At 50.4% G+C, this 22,697-nt stretch carries 22 protein-coding genes and 1 tRNA gene; 15 read left to right on the forward strand and 8 right to left on the reverse strand.

Annotated elements, in window-relative coordinates; all coding sequences use genetic code 11:
• Positions 1-80 precede the first annotated feature (80 nt).
• Together ccmB and ccmA are read right to left on the reverse strand one after the other, a co-directional pair.
• The gene (gene ccmB / locus HOM51_18680) at positions 81-752 is read right to left on the reverse strand and encodes a heme exporter protein CcmB (GenBank protein ID MBT5036542.1); all 672 of its coding nucleotides are present in this window, start codon (positions 750-752) and stop codon (positions 81-83) included.
• A complete protein-coding gene (gene ccmA / locus HOM51_18685) occupies positions 749-1,384 on the reverse strand; it encodes a heme ABC exporter ATP-binding protein CcmA (GenBank protein ID MBT5036543.1) in 636 nt (211 codons plus the stop codon). Before ccmA ends, ccmB begins: the two co-directional genes overlap by 4 nt.
• A gap of 180 nt (positions 1,385-1,564) precedes the next feature.
• On the opposite strand from ccmA, the gene HOM51_18690 reads away from it, so the two are divergent.
• The 4 genes from HOM51_18690 to HOM51_18705 all read left to right on the forward strand — a co-directional run bounded on the left by HOM51_18690 (position 1,565) and on the right by HOM51_18705 (position 6,336).
• Positions 1,565-1,759, forward strand: coding sequence for a hypothetical protein (locus HOM51_18690; protein ID MBT5036544.1), 195 nt, complete (start codon positions 1,565-1,567; stop codon positions 1,757-1,759).
• Positions 1,760-2,129: 370 nt separating this feature from the next.
• Positions 2,130-2,723 (forward strand): response regulator, encoded by a 594-nt coding sequence (locus tag HOM51_18695; protein MBT5036545.1) that lies wholly within the window; start codon positions 2,130-2,132, stop codon positions 2,721-2,723.
• A 98-nt stretch (positions 2,724-2,821) separates the two neighbouring features.
• On the forward strand, positions 2,822-5,512 hold the full coding sequence (acnA, locus tag HOM51_18700) for an aconitate hydratase AcnA (protein ID MBT5036546.1): 2,691 nt from the start codon (positions 2,822-2,824) through the stop codon (positions 5,510-5,512).
• Positions 5,513-5,601: 89 nt separating this feature from the next.
• On the forward strand, positions 5,602-6,336 hold the full coding sequence (locus HOM51_18705) for a DUF1223 domain-containing protein (GenBank protein MBT5036547.1): 735 nt from the start codon (positions 5,602-5,604) through the stop codon (positions 6,334-6,336).
• A gap of 15 nt (positions 6,337-6,351) precedes the next feature.
• Here HOM51_18705 and htpG read toward each other — a convergent pair whose 3' ends face one another.
• On the reverse strand, positions 6,352-8,250 hold the full coding sequence (gene htpG / locus HOM51_18710) for a molecular chaperone HtpG (protein MBT5036548.1): 1,899 nt from the start codon (positions 8,248-8,250) through the stop codon (positions 6,352-6,354).
• 133 nt (positions 8,251-8,383) lie between these two features.
• Between htpG and HOM51_18715 the strand changes: the two genes are divergently transcribed.
• From HOM51_18715 to HOM51_18745, 7 genes are all read left to right on the forward strand, one after another.
• Positions 8,384-9,022, forward strand: a complete 639-nt coding sequence (locus tag HOM51_18715; protein MBT5036549.1) for a protein-L-isoaspartate(D-aspartate) O-methyltransferase — start codon at positions 8,384-8,386, stop codon at positions 9,020-9,022.
• A 48-nt stretch (positions 9,023-9,070) separates the two neighbouring features.
• Positions 9,071-11,569 carry a disulfide oxidoreductase gene (locus HOM51_18720; protein MBT5036550.1) on the forward strand — a complete coding sequence of 833 codons (2,499 nt, stop codon included), beginning with the start codon at positions 9,071-9,073 and terminating at the stop codon, positions 11,567-11,569.
• Positions 11,566-11,979 (forward strand): RNA-binding S4 domain-containing protein, encoded by a 414-nt coding sequence (locus HOM51_18725; protein MBT5036551.1) that lies wholly within the window; start codon positions 11,566-11,568, stop codon positions 11,977-11,979. Before HOM51_18720 ends, HOM51_18725 begins: the two co-directional genes overlap by 4 nt.
• A gap of 110 nt (positions 11,980-12,089) precedes the next feature.
• Positions 12,090-12,569: a TerB family tellurite resistance protein gene (locus HOM51_18730; GenBank protein MBT5036552.1), complete on the forward strand. Its 480-nt coding sequence runs from the start codon at positions 12,090-12,092 to the stop codon at positions 12,567-12,569.
• Between the two features lie 85 nt (positions 12,570-12,654).
• Positions 12,655-12,990: a ferredoxin family protein gene (locus tag HOM51_18735; GenBank protein ID MBT5036553.1), complete on the forward strand. Its 336-nt coding sequence runs from the start codon at positions 12,655-12,657 to the stop codon at positions 12,988-12,990.
• A 193-nt stretch (positions 12,991-13,183) separates the two neighbouring features.
• Positions 13,184-13,681: a CarD family transcriptional regulator gene (locus HOM51_18740; GenBank protein MBT5036554.1), complete on the forward strand. Its 498-nt coding sequence runs from the start codon at positions 13,184-13,186 to the stop codon at positions 13,679-13,681.
• A gap of 82 nt (positions 13,682-13,763) precedes the next feature.
• Positions 13,764-14,570 (forward strand): hypothetical protein, encoded by an 807-nt coding sequence (locus HOM51_18745; protein MBT5036555.1) that lies wholly within the window; start codon positions 13,764-13,766, stop codon positions 14,568-14,570.
• A gap of 7 nt (positions 14,571-14,577) precedes the next feature.
• Here the strand turns inward: HOM51_18745 and HOM51_18750 are convergent, their stop codons facing one another.
• Both HOM51_18750 and HOM51_18755 read right to left on the reverse strand, forming a co-directional pair.
• Positions 14,578-16,059 carry a M48 family metalloprotease gene (locus HOM51_18750; GenBank protein MBT5036556.1) on the reverse strand — a complete coding sequence of 494 codons (1,482 nt, stop codon included), beginning with the start codon at positions 16,057-16,059 and terminating at the stop codon, positions 14,578-14,580.
• A 40-nt stretch (positions 16,060-16,099) separates the two neighbouring features.
• Positions 16,100-16,888 (reverse strand): thermonuclease family protein, encoded by a 789-nt coding sequence (locus HOM51_18755; protein MBT5036557.1) that lies wholly within the window; start codon positions 16,886-16,888, stop codon positions 16,100-16,102.
• Between the two features lie 153 nt (positions 16,889-17,041).
• On the opposite strand from HOM51_18755, the gene pip reads away from it, so the two are divergent.
• From pip to HOM51_18775, 4 genes are all read left to right on the forward strand, one after another.
• Complete coding sequence (pip, locus tag HOM51_18760) at positions 17,042-17,986, forward strand: prolyl aminopeptidase (protein MBT5036558.1); 945 nt, start codon at positions 17,042-17,044, stop codon at positions 17,984-17,986.
• Positions 17,987-18,075: 89 nt separating this feature from the next.
• Positions 18,076-18,615: an acyloxyacyl hydrolase gene (locus HOM51_18765; protein MBT5036559.1), complete on the forward strand. Its 540-nt coding sequence runs from the start codon at positions 18,076-18,078 to the stop codon at positions 18,613-18,615.
• Between the two features lie 85 nt (positions 18,616-18,700).
• A tRNA-Arg gene (locus HOM51_18770) sits at positions 18,701-18,777 on the forward strand.
• A gap of 96 nt (positions 18,778-18,873) precedes the next feature.
• On the forward strand, positions 18,874-20,070 hold the full coding sequence (locus HOM51_18775) for a site-specific integrase (protein ID MBT5036560.1): 1,197 nt from the start codon (positions 18,874-18,876) through the stop codon (positions 20,068-20,070).
• A gap of 220 nt (positions 20,071-20,290) precedes the next feature.
• On the opposite strand, the gene HOM51_18780 is transcribed toward HOM51_18775, so the two are convergent.
• From HOM51_18780 to HOM51_18790, 3 genes are all read right to left on the reverse strand, one after another.
• Positions 20,291-20,935 (reverse strand): sel1 repeat family protein, encoded by a 645-nt coding sequence (locus HOM51_18780; protein MBT5036561.1) that lies wholly within the window; start codon positions 20,933-20,935, stop codon positions 20,291-20,293.
• Positions 20,936-21,006: 71 nt separating this feature from the next.
• A complete protein-coding gene (locus tag HOM51_18785; protein ID MBT5036562.1) occupies positions 21,007-21,615 on the reverse strand; it encodes a sel1 repeat family protein in 609 nt (202 codons plus the stop codon).
• Between the two features lie 86 nt (positions 21,616-21,701).
• Positions 21,702-22,517 carry a hypothetical protein gene (locus HOM51_18790; protein MBT5036563.1) on the reverse strand — a complete coding sequence of 272 codons (816 nt, stop codon included), beginning with the start codon at positions 22,515-22,517 and terminating at the stop codon, positions 21,702-21,704.
• Positions 22,518-22,697 lie beyond the last annotated feature (180 nt).

Consider the following 22,697-nt stretch of genomic DNA (forward strand, 5'->3'; position numbering starts at 1 on the left):
TTGTTGATGGCGGGATACAGGACCTGGCGAATAAAATTACGTGACATTAAGAGGGACCTTATACCAAGAGATATTGATCGTCATGAAGATTCAACAGCTTGGCGTAACGCGGCGGCGGCGGCCCACGAACACAAGGGCGCGGCCGCCAACAAAAGAGCGCCTAGAATCAGCAATTGCGCTTTGACGCTGAACCCGCCCAACGCAGCATCGACCGCACTGACACCAAAAATTAATACGGGTATAAACAATGGTAAAACCAACAGTGATAATAATACACCACCGCGTCGGGCTCCTAAAATTAAAGCGGCTCCGACAGCGCCAATAAGACTAAGTGTCGGCGTTCCAAGCGCCAATGCGGCCAACATCATCGGATATCCATCACCGTGCATGTTTAAAAATACTGCCAACAAAGGTGAGGCGATGATCAACGGCAAGCCTGTGGTCAGCCAATGACCGACGACTTTGGCCACGACCACGACTTCTAAAGGCACCGGCGACAGCACCAAAAGTTCCAGGCTGCCGTCTTCAAAATCAGTTTGAAACAAGCGTTCTAACGACAACATGGTCGACAGCAGGGCCGCAACCCAGATCACACCTGCGGCAATTCGCGCCAAGATATTGCCTTCCGGCCCGACGCCAAACGGGAACAGGATTACTGCCAAGACAAAAAACATCACCACCATCAGGCTGTCGAAGCCTTGGCGGAACGCCATATGCAAATCGCGGCGGACAATAGCTGTGAACGAGTTCATAGCATGTCCCCCCCGGTAAAATCGCCAAGGTTGAGAATCTCCGCGTCCGGCAAATCCATTGGCGTATGAGTAGAAACGACCACCATGCCGCCTTCTTGCCGATGCTTAGCAATAATGTCGGCGAGACTCTTGATCGCCTGCGCATCCAGCGCCGTGGTTGGCTCATCGAGCAGCCAAAGCGGAGCTGGGGCTGCTAGAAGCCGAGAAAGATTTACCCGACGTTTCTGACCGGCTGACAAATATCGCCCTGGCACGTCGCCCAAGTGGCTAATGCCCAAGGCCTCCAAGGCGGGTTCGACACCAAATCCTTTGCGACCTTGCCGAAGTTCCGCCCAAAACAATATATTTTCAATAACATTCAATACGGGTTTAACAGCATCCAAGTGGCCGACGTAATGTAATTTCGCATTATGGGCTTCCGGGTCTTCATGAATGACCTCATCAGACCAGGTTAATTGCCCCTCATACGGCCGCAAGAGACCCGCCATGAGTCGCAGCAGGCTCGACTTACCACTGCCATTGGGACCTACCAGCACAAGCGCACCGCCGTCTTCCAGGGTGTAATTCAATCCTGAGAATACCCGTCGCTCGCCCCGTACGCAGGTGATGTCCGTGCCGGAAAATTGCGCCATAAAAAGGTCCGTTTGATCGCCGTTGTCGTTTCGGCGACACGCTAGCCCATATCTCCAGATATTAGAAGGGCGATGAGAGAGCTTTCAGGCACACAAAATTACCTTAGTCGAGCCGCATCTCAGCCACATTTCAGCGCGATAAATGAACCTGTTGGAAAGATCGAAAAGGGGGAACTGGAAATGGAGGCATTAATTGGCCTGTTACCCGCGGCGGGTTTGACCGTCAGGGAGGAGGCCAGGGCCGGAGAGGGCCGCCGACAATACATGTACCCTCTTCGGACCCTGGTCCAATTTTTCAGCACCTTAATCGCGGTTGCACTTGTCTATGCAGCGATCACATTTTGGGTGTTTCTCAACACTGGGATTTTCGAATAAAGGCTTCCAAAAATGTTGCTATCATTACGATTTTACTGGCGCCATGTCGCCCGGCTACTGGGATTTCGCCCCCGGCGCCGGATCGAAGTTGTCATTGCTTTTCCACCGTTGGCTCAATAACGTCCAATTATAAAAAAATGGCCGGACATCCTTTCGGAGCCCGGCCATGAAGTTCGGCGATAATCGCCGATGTTGGGGACCAGAGAGGGGGATCTCTGGTGGTGTAGATTTGGAGGTCTACGATTACTATTAAGGCAAATAAATGTGGCATTTTTATGCCCCCTCCCTAAATTTAAGCTTGTAGACAGCTTATTAGTGTATGCAATAAGTAAATTTCTGTGATCTTTTTGGTTATTGGAGACTAAGAAACGTGAAAAATTACGATATTCGGCGGTTAAACGTCCTTTTGGTCGAAAAACATAATTATATGCGGCGGATCATGCGCAATATTCTTAGCGAAATGGGCGTTGAAAGCATCGTTGATACGGCTAAACCTGACCATGCATTGCAAATTTTTCAAGAAGAAGAATTTGATCTTGTCGTCACCGATTGGTCGCCGGGCCTTAATGGCATCACCTTGATGCAAATGATTCGGCAGGAAAATCAGTCGAAAAATCCATTTGTGCCAATCATCGTCGTCACCGCCAATACTGAAATCCGCCATATTATGACGGCCAGGGATGCTGGAATGACTGAATTTCTGGCAAAGCCCATATCGGCTGGAATGATTTATTCTAGAATTTGCTCGATCATTGAGCGGCAACGCCTGTTCATCCGCTGCCAAGATTTTTTTGGTCCCGACCGCCGTCGGCGCCGAATGGAAATTGGGGGTCAGGACCGCCGGACGCACGCTAATGCTGCGAATGAACGCAGAAATGGCCAGAGCGCCTTTGACGGCGCCGAAAAGCGCCAGGGCCAGGCGAACTATCGCGCTCCTGATACCTTTGCGCAACGCGCCCGATAATATCTGTAATTCTGCTATTTTGGCACACTTGTCCTAGACATCTTGGGCGATTTGTGGTGACTGACTCGCTCCAAAGTTTCCCATAAAGGAGAGAGACCGTGTCGGTATTTGGTCAAGATACGCTAAAAGCCCGTAGGACCCTCGAGGCCGCTGGTAAGAAATACGATTATTATAGCCTTGAAGCCGCTGCTAATTCGGCCGGCTTCGGCGATTTATCCCGCCTTCCCGTTTCGCTAAAGGTGCTTTTGGAAAATCTTCTGCGTTGGGAAGATGGTCGTACCGTCACCACAGAAGACGTTGAAGCCGTCGCCAACTGGCTGAAAGATCGCCGATCGACCCACGAAATTGCCTACCGCCCGGCGCGAATTTTGTTGCAGGACATGACCGGCGTCCCCGCCGTTGTTGATCTTGCGTCTATGCGCGACGCGATGGTGGAATTGGGCGGTGATCCGGCCAAAATTAATCCTTTAGCCCCGGTTGATCTGGTCGTCGATCACTCTGTGATGATTGATTATTACGGCACACCGGATGCTCTCGAAAAAAATATTGATCTTGAGTTCGAACGCAACACCGAGCGCTATGAATTCCTGCGCTGGGGTGCGACTGCATTTGATAATTTCCGCGTGATCCCGCCGGGATCGGGCATTTGTCATCAAGTCAACGTTGAATACCTCGCCAAGACCGTCTTCACCGCTGATGATGGTGGCACGACAGTCGCCTACCCTGACAGCTGCGTCGGCACCGACAGCCACACAACCATGGTCAGTGGATTGGCCGTGTTGGGTTGGGGCGTCGGTGGCATCGAAGCTGAAGCCTGCATGTTAGGTCAACCCATTTCCATGCTGATCCCGGAAGTCGTTGGCTTCAAGCTGACCGGTAAAATGAAAGAAGGCACCACGGCGACTGATTTGGTGCTGAACGTCGTGCAAATGCTGCGCGAACTGGGCGTGGTCAGTAAGTTCGTCGAATTCTATGGCCCAGGCCTTGATAACTTGGCACTGCCGGATCGGGCGACCATTGCAAATATGGCCCCTGAATATGGTGCCACAATTGGCTTCTTCCCGGTTGATAAAGAGACCATCCGTTATCTAACACTCACGGGTCGCGATGATGATCAGGTCGCACTGGTAGAAGCCTATGCAAAGGCCAACGGCATGTGGCGGGATGCGGATACCCCAGACCCTGTCTTCACCGACACCCTGGAACTGGACATCTCCACGGTAGAGCCGTGCATCTCCGGACCTAAACGTCCTCAAGACAAGATTCAGTTGTCTGAGTCATCTGCGAGTTTCGATAAAATTTTGTCGGACCTCGCCGGGATATCAGAAACTCGGAGCGTTGCAGTCAAAGGTGCGGACCACGAACTCCGCGATGGCGATGTCGTGATTGCAGCCATCACCAGCTGCACCAACACATCCAATCCTTCCGTGCTGATGGGCGCTGGGCTGCTTGCTCGGAATGCCGTTAAGAAGGGCCTACAGTCTAAGCCATGGGTCAAGACATCCCTTGCACCCGGCAGCCAGGTTGTTGCCGATTATCTGGAGGGTGCCGGTCTGCAAGACGACTTGGATGCACTGGGCTTTAACATTGCGGGCTTCGGCTGCACGACATGTATTGGCAACTCCGGCCCTCTGAATGAGCCAATTTCCGACGCCATCACCGAAGGCGACCTCGTTGCCACGGCGGTGCTGTCCGGCAATCGTAACTTTGAAGGCCGCATCAGTCCGTTTGTTAAGGCAAATTTCCTCGCTTCTCCGCCACTCGTGGTGGCGTATGCGCTGGCAGGGTCTCTGACCCGGGACCTTTACAACGATCCCTTGGGCAAAGATTCCGAAGGCAATCCGGTGTTTCTGAAAGACATTTGGCCGACCGATCAGGAAATCCAAGAAACCATCGCGAGGGTCATCACACCTGAAATGTTCCGTGCGCGCTACGACAACGTGTTGGAGGGCTCGGACCGTTGGAAGAGCATCCCGACGCCGACGGGCTTGACCTATAAATGGAACCCAGGGTCAACTTATGTTCAGCACCCGCCGTTCTTTGAGAGTGGTGACGGCGGTGCCGCAGGCACGATGAAAGACGTGGTTGGCGCACGGCCTCTGGCAATCCTTGCAGACTCCGTCACCACCGATCATATCTCACCGGCGGGTGGCATTGCACCGGACGGCCCGGCGGCGAATTATTTGCTGGAACATCAAGTTCGACCCCATGAGTTCAATTCCTTTGGCTCACGTCGTGGCAACCATCAAGTCATGATGCGCGGCACATTAGCCAACATCCGCATCAAGAACGAAGTCGCCCCTGGCACCGAAGGCGGCGTTACGCGCTTCATGCCATCAGGCGATCCGATGACGATGTACGATGCTGCCGTAAAGTATCAGGCAGAAGGCACGCCTTTGGTCATTATCGGCGGCAAGGAATACGGCAGTGGCTCGTCCCGCGACTGGGCAGCCAAGGGCACACGGTTGCTGGGCGTCAAGGCGGTTATTGTCGAAAGCTTCGAGCGGATTCACCGGTCTAACTTATTGGGCATGGGCGTGTTACCACTTGAATTCAAGAACGGTGAAGGCCGGAAGTCCTTGAAGCTGGATGGCACCGAAACCTATGACGTGACCGGGTTCGAAGGTGGCATCACCCCTGGCATGGACATCGCGGTTAAGATCAACCGCGCCGATGGTTCAAGCGAAGAAACCACCGTGCGCTGCCGCATCGATACATTGGATGAAGTCGAATACTACAAAAGTGGCGGCATCCTGCCTTATGTGTTGGGGAATTTGCACGCGGCTTAAATCTCTAATAACAAATCTAACAAACGCTTCACGCCGCCATCACCCTCATGTGATTGGCGGCGTGATCCGTTTCGTTCTAAGGTTTTTGGATGCGTTACTTAAAACTAACAGTTTTGTTCGCGGCATTTCTGCTTCTGACACCGTTTTCGGCACAGGCAGCAGAAAAAACCTTAACGGTCGTGGAACTGTTCACCTCACAAGGGTGTTCGTCATGCCCGCCTGCGGATTCGTATGTTGGCGAGTTGGCCAAACGTGATGATGTTTTGGCGTTGTCGTTCCATGTGGATTATTGGGACTACATCGGCTGGAAAGACCCGTTCGCCAATCCTCAACATACAGTGCGCCAGCGGCGCTATTCCCGGCAGATGAACCTCAGTTATGTGTATACGCCGCAAGTCGTTATTCAGGGCTCAGAACAAGCCGTTGGCTCGAACATCGCGGACATCAATAAAAAAATAGCCAAGACTCAGCGCAACGACAGCGTGCCCGTAACAATTAAACAAAAGTCCGGGGGCGATGTCCAAATCAGCGTAGAGGCTTTTAAAGACCAAGGTAGTGCCGAGATATATCTCATTGGCTTTGACAATTCTCACAGCACCGATATCCGGCGCGGCGAAAACAGTGGGCGGAAGCTCTATAACTATAATGTCGTGCGGGGCATGCGCCGGATCGGCACATGGTCCGGCAAAGCCGTCACCATTCCCGCCAATGTCTTGAACCTAGCCAAGCACAAACCAGACAACTGCGCCGTCATCGTTCAGTCCAAACAAACCGGTAGAATTCTTGGCGCGGCCAAGCTTTCGCTCACAAATTCAGGCACTTGAGAACAAGTTTATTAGCTAACCCACCAAGCCTTTTTCCATCATGCTGGCCATACGTCGGGCAAATTCTGTTGCGTCGGTGACGCCTTCGCCTTCCATGATGCGGGCCTGATCGAACAACAGAAACGCCGCGTCGGCCACAGAGTTTCCTGCGCCGTCGTCTGAGCCATCTGCAGTCGCCAATTCGCCAAGACGCTTGATCAGGGGGTGATTAGGATTGACTTCGAGAATTCGGGGTGTCGGTCCGCCCCCTTGAAGCTGGGCATGACGCTTCATCAACTGTTCGGTGTGGATATCCAGATCCCCCTCATCGGCAACGAGACACACAGCACTATCGGTTAGGCGATCCGAAGCACGGACATCTTTAACTTGCTCGCCAAGGGCCTCCTTGAAACTCGCAAATAAGGCGTCCAAAGCGGGCGTGTCCGCCTTATCCTCAGCCTTTTTATCATCGTTCTTCTCGTCAGGCTTAAACTTATCCAAATCAGCACCGCCTCGGGTCGCGGATTTAAATTGCTTTTCTTGGTAGACTCCAACCGTGGGCATCCAGAATTCATCAATCGGGTCGGTGAGGATCAGCACTTCGATCCCGGCCGCTTTGAAACCTTCCAATTGCGGACTGCGTCGCGCCTGGGTTAGGTCTTCGCCATTGATATAATAGATTGCATCCTGGCCTTCCTTCATACGGCCCTGATAATCCGCGAGGCTGGTTAGGTCTTCACCGTTGGTTGAATGGAACCGAGCCAATTCCAGCAACTTGTCGCGATTTTCAAAGTCTTCGTAGAGGCCTTCTTTCAGCAACTGTCCAAAATTTTCCCAAAAATTCGCATACTCATCGGCCTTCTTATCGGCTTTTTTCTTTAGCTCTCCCAGCACCCGCTTGGTCAGACCTGTCTTGATCTTGGCCAATCGCGGGTCATGCTGAAACATCTCGCGGCTGATGTTCAAGGGCAGGTCTTCAGAATCCACGATGCCGCGCAAGAACCGCAGGTACGCAGGCAGCAACCCTTCACAGTCATCTGTAATAAAGACCCGGTTTACATAAAGCTTTACGTGGGTCTTACGTTCCGGCTGGAACAAATCGAACGGTCGGGCAGACGGGATGAAGAGCAAGTTTGTATACGACAGAACGCCTTCAACCGTGTTGTGGACGGTCATCCAAGGCTCGTCGAAGCCGCCGCCAACGTGATGATAAAATTCCTTATATTGTTCCTCGGTGATGTCCTTCTTCATCCGGGTCCAAAGGGCCGAAGCTTCGTTTAATGTTTCCGGCTCAGCACCCTCTTCACTCGGCGTCAGGATCACCGGGATGCCGATATGGTCTGAATGGGATTTAACAATGTTCTTAATTCGCATGGGCTCAAGATATTCGTCCTCACCCTTGGCAAAGTACAAGGTGACCGTGGTGCCACGACCGTCCCGCGAGGTCTCATCGATGGTGAATTCGCCTTTGCCATCGGAAGTCCACAGCCAGGCCTTATCCTCGCCAGCTTTGCGGGTCAGCACTTCAACCTTTTTCGACACCATAAACGCTGAATAAAACCCAACGCCGAACTGGCCGATTAAATCGACGTCTTTACCATCGTCTTTACCCAATTGATCAACAAACGACTGGGTACCGGAACTGGCAATCGTGCCGAGTGTTTCCAAAAGATCGTCGTGGTTCATGCCGATGCCGTTGTCAGCCACTGACATGGTTTTCTTCTTCGCATCTAAGGTCAGTGTGACATTGAAATTGCTGTCACCCTCGATCAGGTCCGCTTGAGTCAGTGCTTCGTAGCGCAATTTGTCACACGCGTCCGAGCTGTTGGAAATCAACTCACGGAGAAAAATTTCTTTGTGGCTGTAGAGCGAATGGGCAACGATATCGAGAAGCTTGCCGACTTCCGCTTGGAATGTGAATTTTTCTTTCGCCATGATCTGCTGATGTCCCTTTATGTTAGATCAATTAATTCCGCACGTGATATGTGTGAATGGGGCATTATTGCAAGGCCTTTAAGGATTTTTTTGAGTTATGGACCCTGACAAGCTGGAAAAAAATCGTCAGCGGCTGCTACAGGAAATCGAAGTTGACGCCTTCGAGACCCGCAAAAGAACGGGTCGGCGGAAGTTTTCTGACAAGGTCATGTCCGCTATGGCCAATGTTCCTCGACACAAATTCATGGCACCTGATGAAGCCCGCTTCGCCTATATCAACCGTCCGCAAAGCATTGGCCATGGGCAGACCATTTCACAGCCCTATATTGTCGCTCTCATGACCGATTTATTGGACTTAACACCCAAGGACCGAGTTCTAGAAATTGGCACAGGGTCAGGTTATCAAACCGCTGTGCTAAGCTCCATCGTGGCGGAGGTCTACAGCGTAGAGACAATTGCCCCCCTAGCCGATGCAGCGGGGCTGCGTCTGAAAAATCTGGGCTACGAAAATGCGCACGTGCGCCATGCGGATGGTTACGAAGGCTGGCCGGAAGAAGCCCTCTTCGATGCAATCATCGTCACGGCGGCTCCGCCTCGTTTTCCTGAAGCCCTAACCCAGCAACTTGCCAACGGCGGTCGTATGATCGTCCCGGTGGGCAGGCCGCATGAACCACAGACGCTCTATCTTTGCTCCAAAAACGACGACGGCGAGTTGACCAAAAAGAAAGTCCTGCCGGTTGCTTTTGTTCCCATGGTGGAAAGCCTAAAATAACCTGTGACATCCCTTGAAATTTAATGCCCAAACGACGATCCTGAAGCCATGCAAATACGAACCGGATCCGACGGCCCTCGTATCACCGCGGTGCTGGGCCCCACCAATACCGGCAAGACCCATTTTGCCATGGAACGCATGCTGGGCCACGCCAGCGGCATTATTGGTTTTCCGTTGCGCCTTTTGGCTCGGGAAAACTACGACCGTGCAATCAAAATTAAAGGCATAGACAAAGTCGCGCTGATCACCGGCGAAGAAAAAATTATCCCGGAAGGTGCGCGGTATTATCTCTGCACAGTCGAATCCATGCCGCAGGACAAGCCGGTCGCCTTCTTAGGCGTTGATGAAATTCAAATGGCAGCGGATCCGGATCGCGGCTATTTCTTTACCGATCGTCTTTTGCATGCCCGCGGCACGGCAGAAACCATGTTCATGGGCGCTGACACCATTCGACCTTTGCTGCGTCGATTAGTGCCGGAAGCTGAAATTATTTCGAGGCCCCGGTTTTCAACGCTCACCCATGTCGGTCATAAAAAAATAACTCGCCTTACCCCCCGAAGCGCCATTGTCGCTTTTACGACGGCGCGGGTTTATGAACTGGCTGAATTGATCCGCAAACAACGCGGAGGTGCCGCCGTGGTCCTCGGCGCGCTGAGCCCCCGAACTCGCAATGCTCAGGTCGAGATGTATCAGGCAGGAGAGGTTGATTATTTGGTCGCCACCGACGCGGTTGGCATGGGCCTCAACATGGACGTAAACCACGTAGCCTTTGCGCAAACTCGAAAATTTGATGGCCGACGGCGGCGCGATTTGCAACCAGCGGAGCTGGCGCAAATCGCCGGGCGGGCCGGGCGGCACATGAACGATGGTACCTTTGGGACAACGGCGATGGCTGGTCCCCTTGATGACAGGGTCGCCGAACATATTGAAAATCATTCGTTTAAGCCGCTTAAAACTTTATTTTGGCGCAATCCAAACCTGGACGTGTCGTCAATTGAAGCCCTGCGTCAAAGCCTCACCCACACGCCTGAATTAAACGGTCTGGTTAAAGCACGGGTCGCCAATGACGAAAACGTGCTGGAGGTCTTGGCTGACGACGAGGAAATTCGCGATCTGGCAACAACACCTGAGGCCGTCCGACTTCTGTGGGAGGTCTGCCAGGTGCCTGATTTCGGCCAAGTGATGAGCGATGCGCATTCTCGGCTGTTGGCAAACATGTATCGCCACCTTATGCAGGGAGACGGGGCGTTGGAAGAAGACTGGGTTGCCCGGCATGTGGCGCGGATTGATAAGGCCGAGGGCGATATTGATACCCTGGTTCAGCGGATCGCAAATATTAGAACCTGGACTTATGTATCTCACCGCAGTGATTGGCTCGTAGATGCTCTTCATTGGCAGGACAGGACCCGGGACGTGGAAGATCGGTTGTCCGACGCCCTGCACGAGAAATTGACACAACGTTTCGTCGATAAGCGATCTGCCGGTCTTATAAGCCAATTGGACAAGGGGTCGAGTTTCCTGGCCGGGGTAAAACCTGACGGCGCCGTGATCGTCGAAGGCCATCACGTGGGTCAGTTGGAAGGCTTTCGATTTATACCGGATGACGCGCAAGATGGTGCTGCTGCCAAGGCGGTCAATGCCGCCGCACTTAAGGCGCTTCGTCAGGAAATTGATCATCGCATTCGACATCTCGAAAAGGCGACAAATGCGGCTATCGAATTGACCGAAGAGGGTATCATTTTGTGGCTCGGCATTGCCATCGCACGGGTTATCAAAGGCGGCGATATCCTGCGCCCGGATGTCACTGTATTTCAGAGCGACCTTTTGGATGCCAATGCCACGCAGCGCATTCAAAAGCAACTTGCCGCCTGGTTAAGTCGGCGCATTAATTCGATTTTAGTGTCCTTGGTTCGAATTCGAACCGATGCCTCTTTAACAGGGGCTGCGCGGGGGCTTTGTTTTCAGCTTTACCAATCTTTGGGGTCTGTATCGCGTTCATCTGCGTTGGAGGAAATTTCGGTGCTTGCGCCTGCCGAACGGCGCAAGTTACGGGAATTAGGCGTCCAAATTGGACGCGAAGCCGCCTATATGCCGGCGTTGCTCAAACCCAAAGCGGTCGAACTCCGCAACATTATATGGGCAGCCTGGATGGAATCGAAACCGGTTGCCCCACTGCCGCCGGGTCGGGTTTCGTTGCCGGCATCCCCAGGGGTTAAAAGCACGACCTTTGAGGCGATTGGATACACCCTGCTGGGCCGACGCGCCGTGCGCATTGATATCCTGGAACGGCTCGCGCACCAAGCCTGGGAACGGTCAAAATCAGGCGGCTTTGGATTGGCGCCTGAGCTTTTATCGATGTGCGGATGCGGGCACGAAGAATTAGCTGATATCCTGTCCGAACTGGGCTATTTGGCAAAGGGTGAAGGCAAAAATCAAATTTTTCACCGCCAGCGCAAATCTAGAAAGCCCGCGAAGCAAAAGAAGTCCCGGACGCCGAAGCCGGATTCACCCTTCGCCGTACTGCAAAATCTCTCGAAACGTTCATGACCAAGACTCAAGAAACAGATGGCGCCCAAGACGCCGCGTTGCGGATTGATAAATGGTTGTGGTATGCGCGATTTTTCAAAAGCCGGTCCCTGGCGGCAAAGGTTTGTGCTGCAAAGCCGGTGCGGGTGAATTCTGTTCTCATCACCAAGGCACACGCGGTCATCAGACCCGGTGATGTCCTGACGTTTTCCAAGGGCGACCACATTCGGGTCATTAAGGTGCTGGCGCTCGGTACCCGCAGAGGCCCTGCCAAAGAGGCCCAAAGTCTCTATGAAGACCTCAGCCCGCCGCAACCGCGCGCCAGTAAGAAAACAGGCCTCACGTCGCCAGCCTCCAGGTTGCCGGGCAGTGGTCGCCCGACCAAAGCAGAACGCCGCGCAACCGACCGCCTGCGGCAGATTGATCCCTAGTGTTGGACTTTTCGCGGTTGTATTGCTGCACATCTGTTTTCTAGCCGAAAGAAGACTGAGGGTGGCACCGCCTATTGTCCTTGGGGGCTGCTGTGTGTTAGACGACGTCCATGATTTCAAAATTTAAAGCGTTACTGACAGGCCGACCCGCGCCTGTTGATGCAAAAACAGCGGATCAAAACTCCGAACGTCTTCGCGTTGCGACCTCGGCTTTGCTGATTGAAGCGGCATCCATGGATGGCCATTTTGACGACGATGAGCAGGCGACAGTTGCGGCTCTCCTTAAAGACCATTTTGAATTAAACGCCGCAGATACCGATGATCTTATGGAAGAAGGCCGCAAGGCTGTAGCTCATTCCGGCGAGCTGTATGGCTTTACCCGCATCATTAAGGATAATTTTTCCGAGGAAGAACGAATTCGAATGATTGAAATGCTGTGGGAAGTAGCGTATTCAGACGGTGAATTGCATCATTTTGAAGCAAATTTGGTCCGTCGCGTTACCGGACTTATATATGTTTCTGATCGTGAGAGCGGTGAAGCGCGCAAACGGGTACTTACAACCATGGGACTGAACGACGCCCAGACTTAGAACATCCAGGCTTCGAAAGTTCAGGCACCGTAAGTCGGGCATTTTGATTTAGACTTTTTATCTGTTTCATTCAGCGGAGATAAACATGACCTACGTCGTTAACGAAAACTGTATTAAATGTAAATTGCAGGACTGTGTCGAAGTGTGCCCTGTCGATTGCTTCTATGAAGGCGAGAACATGCTCGTCATTCACCCCGACGAATGCATCGATTGTGGCGTGTGTGAGCCGGAATGCCCGATTGAAGCCATCGTCCCGGATACAGAACCCGATCTGGACAAGTTGTTGGAATTAAACGCTGAATACGCCGAAAAATGGCCGAATATCACCCGTAAGGGAGAAAGCCCTGCGGATGAAGCCGACTGGCGTGGCAAGCCTGATAAAATGGAACACTTTAGCGCTAATCCGGGAAAAGGGGATTAAACACCCCTAATCATCCTGATGCCTGCCAGGTTGCTCCCGTGAGTATCCTGACAGCTTAGCCCGGATTCCCACCACCAAAGGTGATTTCACCTTAATTTTGTGGTATAATAGTGCCTGTCGGTGCACGTCATGTGGCATCGATTTTTTTCGAGAGTGGGAAGCGCTGTACTTGAATATGGAGAGCGAAAATTAAATGGCTGAAGATCTAATGTTTAGCGCCGGAGACTATGTCGTTTATCCGACCCATGGCGTCGGCAAGGTAATCGATATCGAAACCCAGGAAATTGCCGGGCATAAATTAAAAATGTTCGTTATTTCTTTCGATCAAGAGCGCATGACCCTACGGGTGCCGACACAAAAATCCGAAACGTCCGGCCTCAGAAAGCTGAGCAGCCGAAAAATCATGGATTCTGCCTTGGAGACCTTAAAGGGTCGCGCCCGAGCCAAGCGCACCATGTGGAGCAGGCGCGCCCAGGAATACGAAGCCAAGATTAATTCCGGCAACCCAGTCTTGATTGCGGAAGTCGTCCGTGACCTACATCGCAATACAGGCCAACCGGATCAATCGTTCAGCGAGCGCCAAATCTACGAATCAGCCCGTGATCGGCTGGCACTAGAACTGGGCGCAGTCGAAGATCTCGACCTCGCCGCAGCAACGGTACGGTTGGAAGAACTTTTAACCGCTGCTTAGATCGTTTTATTCTTCAATTCAAAAACGGGGGGGCTATGTCCTCCGTTTTTTTTGCTTCATTTGTCTTTCGGAATCTTGAATTATCTCCGACCAACAAAACTTTAAAACCCTCACAGAAGGTCGAAAAACCTGGGCCGTTGCCGCCATTCATGGCGAAGCCAACCGTCTCAGGGCATTGCACAGGAAGCTAGAACCACGGTTCGAGACCGGCGACAATCTTGTTTATCTCGGAAATTACATGGGCCACGGCCCGCGCGTTTCAGAAACCATAAACGAACTTCTGAATTTCCGTCGCACCCTGCTGGCACGTCCTAACAGCGAGCAAAGCGCCTTGGTGTATCTCAGAGGATGCCAAGAGGAAATGTTCCAAAAGCTGCTGCAAATTCAGTTCGCACCAGACCCTGAATTCGTACTTGGGTGGATGTTGAAACATGGCATTGCGCCGACCCTATCTGCTTACGGCGGGTTCTCCGCCGAAGGGCTCGCCGCCGCCAACCAGGGGAACGTCGCTCTAAGCCGGTGGACGGCGAAAATTCAAACACAACTGCGTGCGTCTGACGGCCATAATAAGCTTCTAGATCAACTTACCTGGGCGGCGTATCAAGAGCACGGGCCGCTGTTATTGGTAAGCGCTGGTGTGGACATCACTCGCCCGCTTTCGATGCAAGGCGATACATTTTGGTGGGGCGGGCGCATGTTCCGCGGCATCGATGCGCCGTATGGAATATTCAAACGCATCGTCCGAGGGTTTGATTTTTCTGGTGGCGGTGCAGAAGTAAATCCCTACACCGCAACTCTAGACGACAGATGTGGCTTCGGTGGCGACCTCATCGCTGCGTGCTTTGACGCCGATGGCGGACTGGACGATATGATTAGCGCCACAGAATAATTAAACTTTAGCCAGAGATTAATTTAACTTTTTGCCCTGGCCTTAGGCGCTGACCGCGGGTGATGCCGTTAAGGGCCTCAAACAATTCCAAACGAAAACGTTCGACCGGTAAGCGGGCTGCCAAACTTTCAACCGTATCCCCGCGCCGAACTGTCACCACAGAAATACGAAGCGGACGAAGATTTCTGGCTTCACGTTCTGAAATGCGCTGGAAGCTATAGGTTGTACGGCGAAGTTCCGTCGACAGCGCGCCTGTGCGGTTCGGTGGGGTTAGAAAAACAAATCGATAAATAACGTCGGGCCGCTCCCGCATGGCCACCAAGCGAGCATCACGAACCCCGGCCTGGAGTTGCAGCCGGTTTCCACCCGTGGCTGCGGCAAGACCGTTGATAGATATATTTTCCACCCCCCGTAAATCCAGACGGCTCGCCCATTTCTCCGTTAAATAGACCGATAGATTTCGGTAGGACCGGGCAACTTCGGCACTCTTTTCCGAATCAAATACGATGACGGATCCCATCGGACCCCGGGCGATAACTTGGGTCGGGGTATTGACCATGACAAACCCCGGCGGCACGCGAAACTTTAGGCGAAGACCAGGGTGGATGAAGTCTCTCCCACGACGCACGCCCTGCTTGGGGTCGTCGCCGTACAACATGCCGTCCAACGCAGCCAACAGCTGGGTCCGGCCCAAACGCGGTGATTTCAATCGCGCCAACTTGACCAGATTAATCGCCTGCACAATTCGCTGTTCTGTGCGGGGATGGGTCGACAGGGCGTGAAATTGATCAGGTTCGTCGGTTTTACCGGCAAGTTTCGCCTGTAAATGGCTATGCGCCTGCATTTTCTTGAAAAATGTGACCATCGCCTTGGGGTCGTAGCCCGCCCGGACCAGGTAGCGCACGGCGAGCTTATCAGCTTCCAATTCTTGTTCCCGGGAATGGCCCTGAAGATAAAGTGCCGCACCCAGCGAAAGAACGTTCCCCGCCCCGGCAGGCGCACCATAAAGACTGCCAAGAATTCCGACCACGTTCAGGCCCAGATTGGTCGCGATGGCCTTGCTGTAGCGCTGCGCCGTATGACGGGCGGTGACGTGGCCAATTTCATGGGCCAATACGCCAGCCATTTCTGCTTCATTCTCAACCAAGGACAGAAGCCCTCGGGTGACGTAGATATACCCCCCCGGCAGAGCGAAGGCATTCACCCCGGTGTCATTCAAGATCGTGATGGTATAGGTCAGGTTTGGCAGTTCGGCGACTTGGGTCAGTCGAAATGAGACTTCGCTAACATAGCGGCCCAATTTGAATTCGTCATACACACCGCCGTGTTGTTTTAGAATTTTTGGGTGCTCTTCCTTACCAACGCGGACTTCGTCTTCCGGCGTCATGAAGGCGGTAAAATCTTGCTTTCCGGTCGCCGGATTCTGCGTGCAACCTGAAAGGATTGGCAATGCGATAAGGATCAAAAGAACAAAATATCGTTTCATCATAATCTCAGTTTATCCTGATTGATTGTTAACCGGAAGTGTTTCATTTAACGATTTCCACCTGTTCAGGGTGGCTGGCTTGGATCATCGGGCCATTTCTTTTGCGGAGCCAGCCGCGCACTCGAATGCTCTGGTCCTTAAAGGCCATGGGGTCCATGCCAGCTTTTTTGAAAAGCCGGAATACTTTTGAAGAAAGGGTCACGGTAAAGTCCGTGCGCCAATTATCGCCGAAATTAAGGTAGACCCGGCTCTTAACCTTGGCCACATCCAGCACTTGGCCTTCTATCACCTGAAATGTGCCGATGTGTGGGTGAAGATTTTTGACCTTACGGACGGCGTAAAACGGATGGTCCCAAATACCCTGCCTTTTCGTGCGCGCCGCCCTTTCCAGCGCCAACATCTTAGCAACTTCGGCACGGTTGTCTGGAAAGCTGTAGACCCGGGCCATGCCCCGGCGCAACATCTCGCCTTGAACCCAGCCGCCATCGTTCAGGAACAAATGGGCTAAGATTCTGCCATGTCGGTCGCTCCGTCTGCCGCCAAACTTCAACGTAATCGCCTGCCCCAGAACAAGGCTTTCGAGCGTGGACTTGGAGTCTTCGCCTAAGGGCCAGGCCTTAAAACCCCGCCTTCCAAGGGGAAGCTTTGGGGCCTGCAGTCCAACCAGCCGAATTTGTGTCATGCCTTCGATAGAGTCACGCAAAACCACCGTGTCGCCATCCACAACAGAGCTTACAAAGGCGCGTTCGCCTCCAACGAGACGTGGCTCGCTCGCTTGGACCGGAAACGCCCAGGCCAAAATCAGGAAGAGTAATGGCAGCCGACACATCATAGGTGAAAGGATGAGGGCTCACCGTCAATGCGTCCAGAAACTTTTATTTAAATCGGCAACGTTTTACCGGGAGTTTGCATCGCAAGTTCGTATAATGCGTCCTAGCCAGACCCAAAAAGGACGCGACGACTTATGGACGCCACCACCGATAAAATGGATTTGTTTCCGCAGATAGAGCCCTTCGAGCATGGCACTTTAGACCTGGATGGGCTGCATCAAATGTATTGGGAACAATCCGGCAATCCAGACGGCGTGCCGGTAATTTTTCTACATGGTGGCCCCGGTGCAGGCGCGAGCCCGACACACCGACGGTTCTTTGATCCGGGTCATTATCGAATTGTTATCTTCGATCAACGGGGGGCTGGGCGTTCTAAACCCTATGCAGAGGTTCAAAACAACACCACGGCCCATCTGGTTGACGACATTGAGCACTTACGACGGCATTTGGGCATAGATGAATGGCTCATATTTGGTGGATCGTGGGGCGTCACGCTCGCCTTATCGTACGGCATTGCCCACCCGGAACGATGCCTGGGGTTTATCCTGCGCGGGGTATTCTTGGGCATGAATTCTGAATTGGATTGGTTCCTCAATGGTATTGCGACCGTATTTCCAGAGGCCCGGCGAAATTTTGTTGAATTCCTTTCCGAAGATGAACGGGGGAACTTGGTCGAATCCTATTACCGCCGCTTGACCGACGATGACCCCAATGTCCACCGGGCAGCGGCAGCCGCATGGTGCAGATATGAAAGCGCGTGTTCCACATTACTTCCGGGGCCGCAATCGAGTGGCAACGGGGGAAGTGGCCTTGGTCTGGTTGCCCTGGCAAGAATCGAAGCTCATTACTTCAAACATGAAATGTTTCTTGAAGATCGCGAGTTGCTCAACAAAATTTCAATATTGCGCGATCATCCGGCAACCATTGTCCAAGGCCGCTATGATATGGTTTGTCCGATCACGACCGCAGACATGTTGGCTCGATCCTGGCCCGGCGTAGAATTTATCGTCGTTCCTGACGCGGGTCATTCAGCGCTGGAGCCCGGCATTCGGTCCGCCCTGATCAAGGCAAGCGAGCGCTTTAAGGCGCTCACTCTCTAATACGATTTAAGATTAAGAGTATTGAAACCTTCCTGAGGTTACGTAAGATGCGTGATTCCTTGGGGATTACTAAAAACGGAAACGGTTTCGTGGCCTTTAGAACAAAGCGATTATTGACGATTCTCTTTGTGTTTTCTCTGCTGATTGGAGCGGGCAGCACCCTCGGCAGCAAGATGGCGCGTGCGGATGATCCGGATTTCCTGTCTGTTGGTGCGGGCTGGTTTGACTGGAATCGAGAAAAAGATGTCGGCGGTGAATTCCGCCTGGAATACAGATCCGATCATAAATGGTGGATTTTTAAACCGTTCCTGATGGCTGCCGCAACCAACCACAAAATGTCGTTCCTTGGCATGGGTGTGCTAGTCGATATTCATCTAGGACGGCGTTTGGTTTTGACCCCTAGTTTTGCGCCAACATGGTGGCGCGGCGAAACCGAAGGGTTGGATTTAGGCTACCCACTCGAATTCCGCTCGCAAATGGAACTGGCGTACCGGTTTAATGACCGGTCCCGTTTAGGTGTGGCAATTTCCCACTACTCCAACGCCAGCATCGGCGATACCAACCCGGGCACGGAAACCCTATCGGTATATTATTCGATTCCCCTAAACGTCTTATTCCCGCCTGATTGATTTCTCTTCATTGATTCCCCTTCATAGATCCCGGCAAGTCCCAGCGTTGATCAAGCCTAGGTCTGTGCTATAGAACACTCATAAAGGTCCCGTAGCTCAGTCGGATAGAGCACCAGATTCCTAATCTGGGGGTCACAGGTTCGAATCCTGTCGGGATCACCATTCGTTGTTTATTATTAGATACTTACATAGATTTCTCGTAAGTCTTTTTCTTTGATATTGAGTTATGAAGACCTATGAAGTAGTCTATGGTCTGTTATGAAAAAGAAAACTCCAAACACCCAAACGCACAAAAAGACCATACGTCGGGGTCTCTCAATCTACAAAATCGTCGCATCACCTTATTGGATCGCGCGGATTTGGAACGCTTCGCAAAAAAAATATGTGTATCGCTCAACCAAAGAAACCTCCCGTTTAGTCGCCGAGGAGGTTGCGGAAGAAATCTTACACGACCTTAAAGAAAAGAAGATTGTCGCCAGTATTCCTAATCAAAGATCATTTAGGAATTTTGCTGAAAAGTTAATGAGGGATCAGGAGCGACTTGCTGGCAAAGATAGGCACCCATTATTTGCGAAAGAAGACGCCTATGTTTTGAACGGCAAAGATACTGGTGTTCTCAAATATTTTGGTCACAGAGATATTGGTTCAATAAAAACATCCGATATCAGGGAATACCTAAATTGGGTTGATGATAAGAGCGAAAAGTCACTTTCGGCGTCTACAAGAAGCAAACGGGTAATTGTAATTAGAAAGGTTTTGAAATTAGCCATCGAAAGTGGCGCAATTGATGGATTGCCAGAAATGCCGCCAGTCCGCCGCGTCGATAATCCGCGTCCGTCATTTACAGAAAAAGAATATAAGCATTTACTCAAAATTACCCGTGAGGTCGTAAAGGAGGGTGTAAAAGTTAGAGGAATACCCATCACACTTGAAATGTATTATTTTATCGTTTTTATGACCCATTCATTTCTACGACCGACTGAAAGCGAAGTATTTGCCCTACGACACCGAGATATCACAGAAGAACAGAACCCCCGAAGATTGGTAATAGAAGTTCAAGGTAAAACTGGATATAGACCTGCTATTACGACTCGATACGCGCCCGTTTTCTACAAGCATATCCAGAAAAATATTCATCCAGATTATAACCCCGATGATTATGTTTTCTTTCCAAAATACAAGAATAGAAGCACCGCCAAACGATTGGTAAATCGGCAATTCAATTATCTACTGGAACAGGCAAAATTGAAGAAAACCAATGACGGTCGCAACAGAACGCCATATGCGTTACGACATTACGCGCTTCAAATCAGGTTTCTAAAATCAAAGGGCAAACTAAATATACTGCTATTAGCGAAAACAGCAGGAACTTCTGTGGATCAATTGGAACGATTTTATCTCAAATACCTACCTATGACGGACGATCAGGTTTTAGCACTTCAAATTGAGGGATAATAATAGATCGCCAAAATACCACTATCTAGCAGTTATGTTCCATCAGACCACTGGAACCACGCCTCCAAAGCATCCATATCGCCGCTGACGCACGGAAACCATATTTGTAAGGGTTGCTACTCTCAAATAATCGAAAGGCGCTTTCTCTTTGTTTCATATATGAAACTGTTTGAATTCACTCAGAATGTAAACTCACCATTCGCCACGTTCTTTATGACACTCAGAAATCCTTCTTGATCGTTTTTGGACCAACAGACTTACTAAAGTTAGACGATAGGTTAAGTTTATTCAGTTTGCATAGATTGAGTGCGCTTTGCGTAAATTGAGCACCCATAATTGCGCCCAATTTTATTACCTGTTGCGTTCCATCGTCCCAAGCACGATCCGTATTCGCTCCGTCATTTTTATACCTCTTTTCTAATGCTTTTATGTGCTTTTTTGCCTGTTTCAATTCATTCGCATGAATATATTGTAATTGATACCCTTTCCTCGCCTCATGACATTTTTTCACCCAAGAATATGACCGATATAGTTCTGTTAATTTGTCGGTCGCTTTATTCATTTTAGTTACCTTGGTTAGAAGTCCTTTGCTACGCCACTTTTGAGCTTCACTATCGCTTTGAGCGACTCCTAGTCCGTTCTTGTACATCGTTGCAAGATTATCCGCCGCAACCCTGTGACCTCGTTCAGCTGCCTTACGAAACCAAATTGCTGCTTCCTTGTGATCCTTTTGAACGCCATAACCTAAACGATAATTCTGTCCGAGAGCGAACTGCGCCTGTACGTTTCCATTTTCTGCCGCCTTACGAAACCATTTGTTCGCTTCCTTAGGATCTTTAGTAACGCCCTTACCTTCTTCGTACAATTTACCAAGGAACTGTTGACCTGAGCCATTGCCTAGATCTGCTGCTTTGCGAAGCCATTTTGCCGTTTTTTTTAATTTTTAGTAACTCCATTACCACCCCAAAAATAATACAGTCCTATAGTACGGGAACAAATGGAAAGTATAGAACTACATTTTTTGGAATGTTCTATTGCTTTCGTCCAGTCTTTCTTACCTGTTAGTCCATTATGAAACACGGCTGTCAATTCCCAATGAACCACTTTAAATCCAAGCTTTGCCGAACTCTCAAACCACTTCAAAGCCTTTTCAAAATTTTTTTCTGTTCCTAATCCCGCTTTGTACATCATGCCTAAAACAAATTGAGAAGTCGCATTTCCACCTTCGGCGAGTTTCTTAACTTTTGGAAACGCCTTTTTAGAAATTTGCTGCGCCATATTTTCATCTTTCGTTACGCCACGACCTGTTTGATACAGTCTTGCCAAAAACACAGTAGAATTAGGATTAGTCCCAGAGTCTAATTCGAAAATACTAAATGCTTTGCGCCAGGGAATTGGAGCCCAATTTGCGTACAGTTTCAGCCCCTTCATAAACTGTTCCTGTGAACTTGAAGCGCCGAGAGAGGATTGCGCGTTGAACACAAAAATAGAAAATACCAGTGCGACGACGAACCAAGATTTTGATGATTTGATTGCGTTACTCATAGCGTCCAATACCCCTTTAAAAAATCAACCTCTAATTCAGATTGGTCACCCGCGCCGTAATATTGTTGATCCTTGTCACATAGCGGTTAATCGGAAGGTTTGTTCGCGGAAACCCGCGTATTTGACTCTATGCGAAAGATTACAAGGAATAATGTTGCAACAATAAATGTACCAAGTGCACCGCCTAAAATTGGCAATTTTGCAAATACGGACGCTTTTTGTATTCGCACCTCTCGTTCCTCTTGCACTCTTCTTCTATCTTCTTTTAACTGGCGATCTTCAAATTCCTTTACGTACCACACGACTATATCACGGGAGTTTACTCGTCTTGGATCCGCCACATTAAATTTTGCGATTTCTTTAGCATTTTCACGTAATCGAATTACCATTCGATTCAACCCAAGCAACATATCAAATGCCAAACTTTCATCCTTTTTTAGAAACTTATTAGCTTGATTTACAAGATATGCTCCTAATTTTTTTTCATCAATTTCGGGCTCGCCTAACTCAGCGGCGTAAACACGAAGGTTTTTTAGAATTTCATTTCTATGATTTTCAAATTTTATTTGAATTTGAGATTTTTGTTTAATTGGAGTTTTTTGCTTTTCAGTTTCTGTACTATTTTCTTTATTTTTTTTTCTTAATTCTTCCTCTTTTTTTCTTCTTTGACGCTCTTCTTTTTCTTTAACCGATTGATTAAATTCTTTTTCCTTAATCGCCTTAAATTCAGAAAGATTAGGTGTTTGAATTGATCGAGTTACATTAGGTTCTGCCGTATAATCTGAGATTACTTCCGTACCAAGCACAATTGCAGTAACAGCAGAAACGGCTGCTATTATGAAGAACATTATTCTGGTTATTGTTAAGAACCAGCCTTCAATTTTTGCCCAACCGACACTCATGATACTTTCCCCTACTCACTGGTTTTATGTACATATACCGACATTTGAGAATACTTTTTAAACTAAAATGGAGATTGTCTAACGTCAGCGCCTATGGAACAAATTAGCGGGATTGCATAAGAGAGGATTTTTAGCTCATCGTAGTGACCGAAGGGAACGAAGATGAGACAGAAATCGCAG

Source organism: Rhodospirillaceae bacterium, assembly GCA_018660465.1.
Classification (GTDB): Bacteria; Pseudomonadota; Alphaproteobacteria; order Rhodospirillales; family JABJKH01; genus JABJKH01.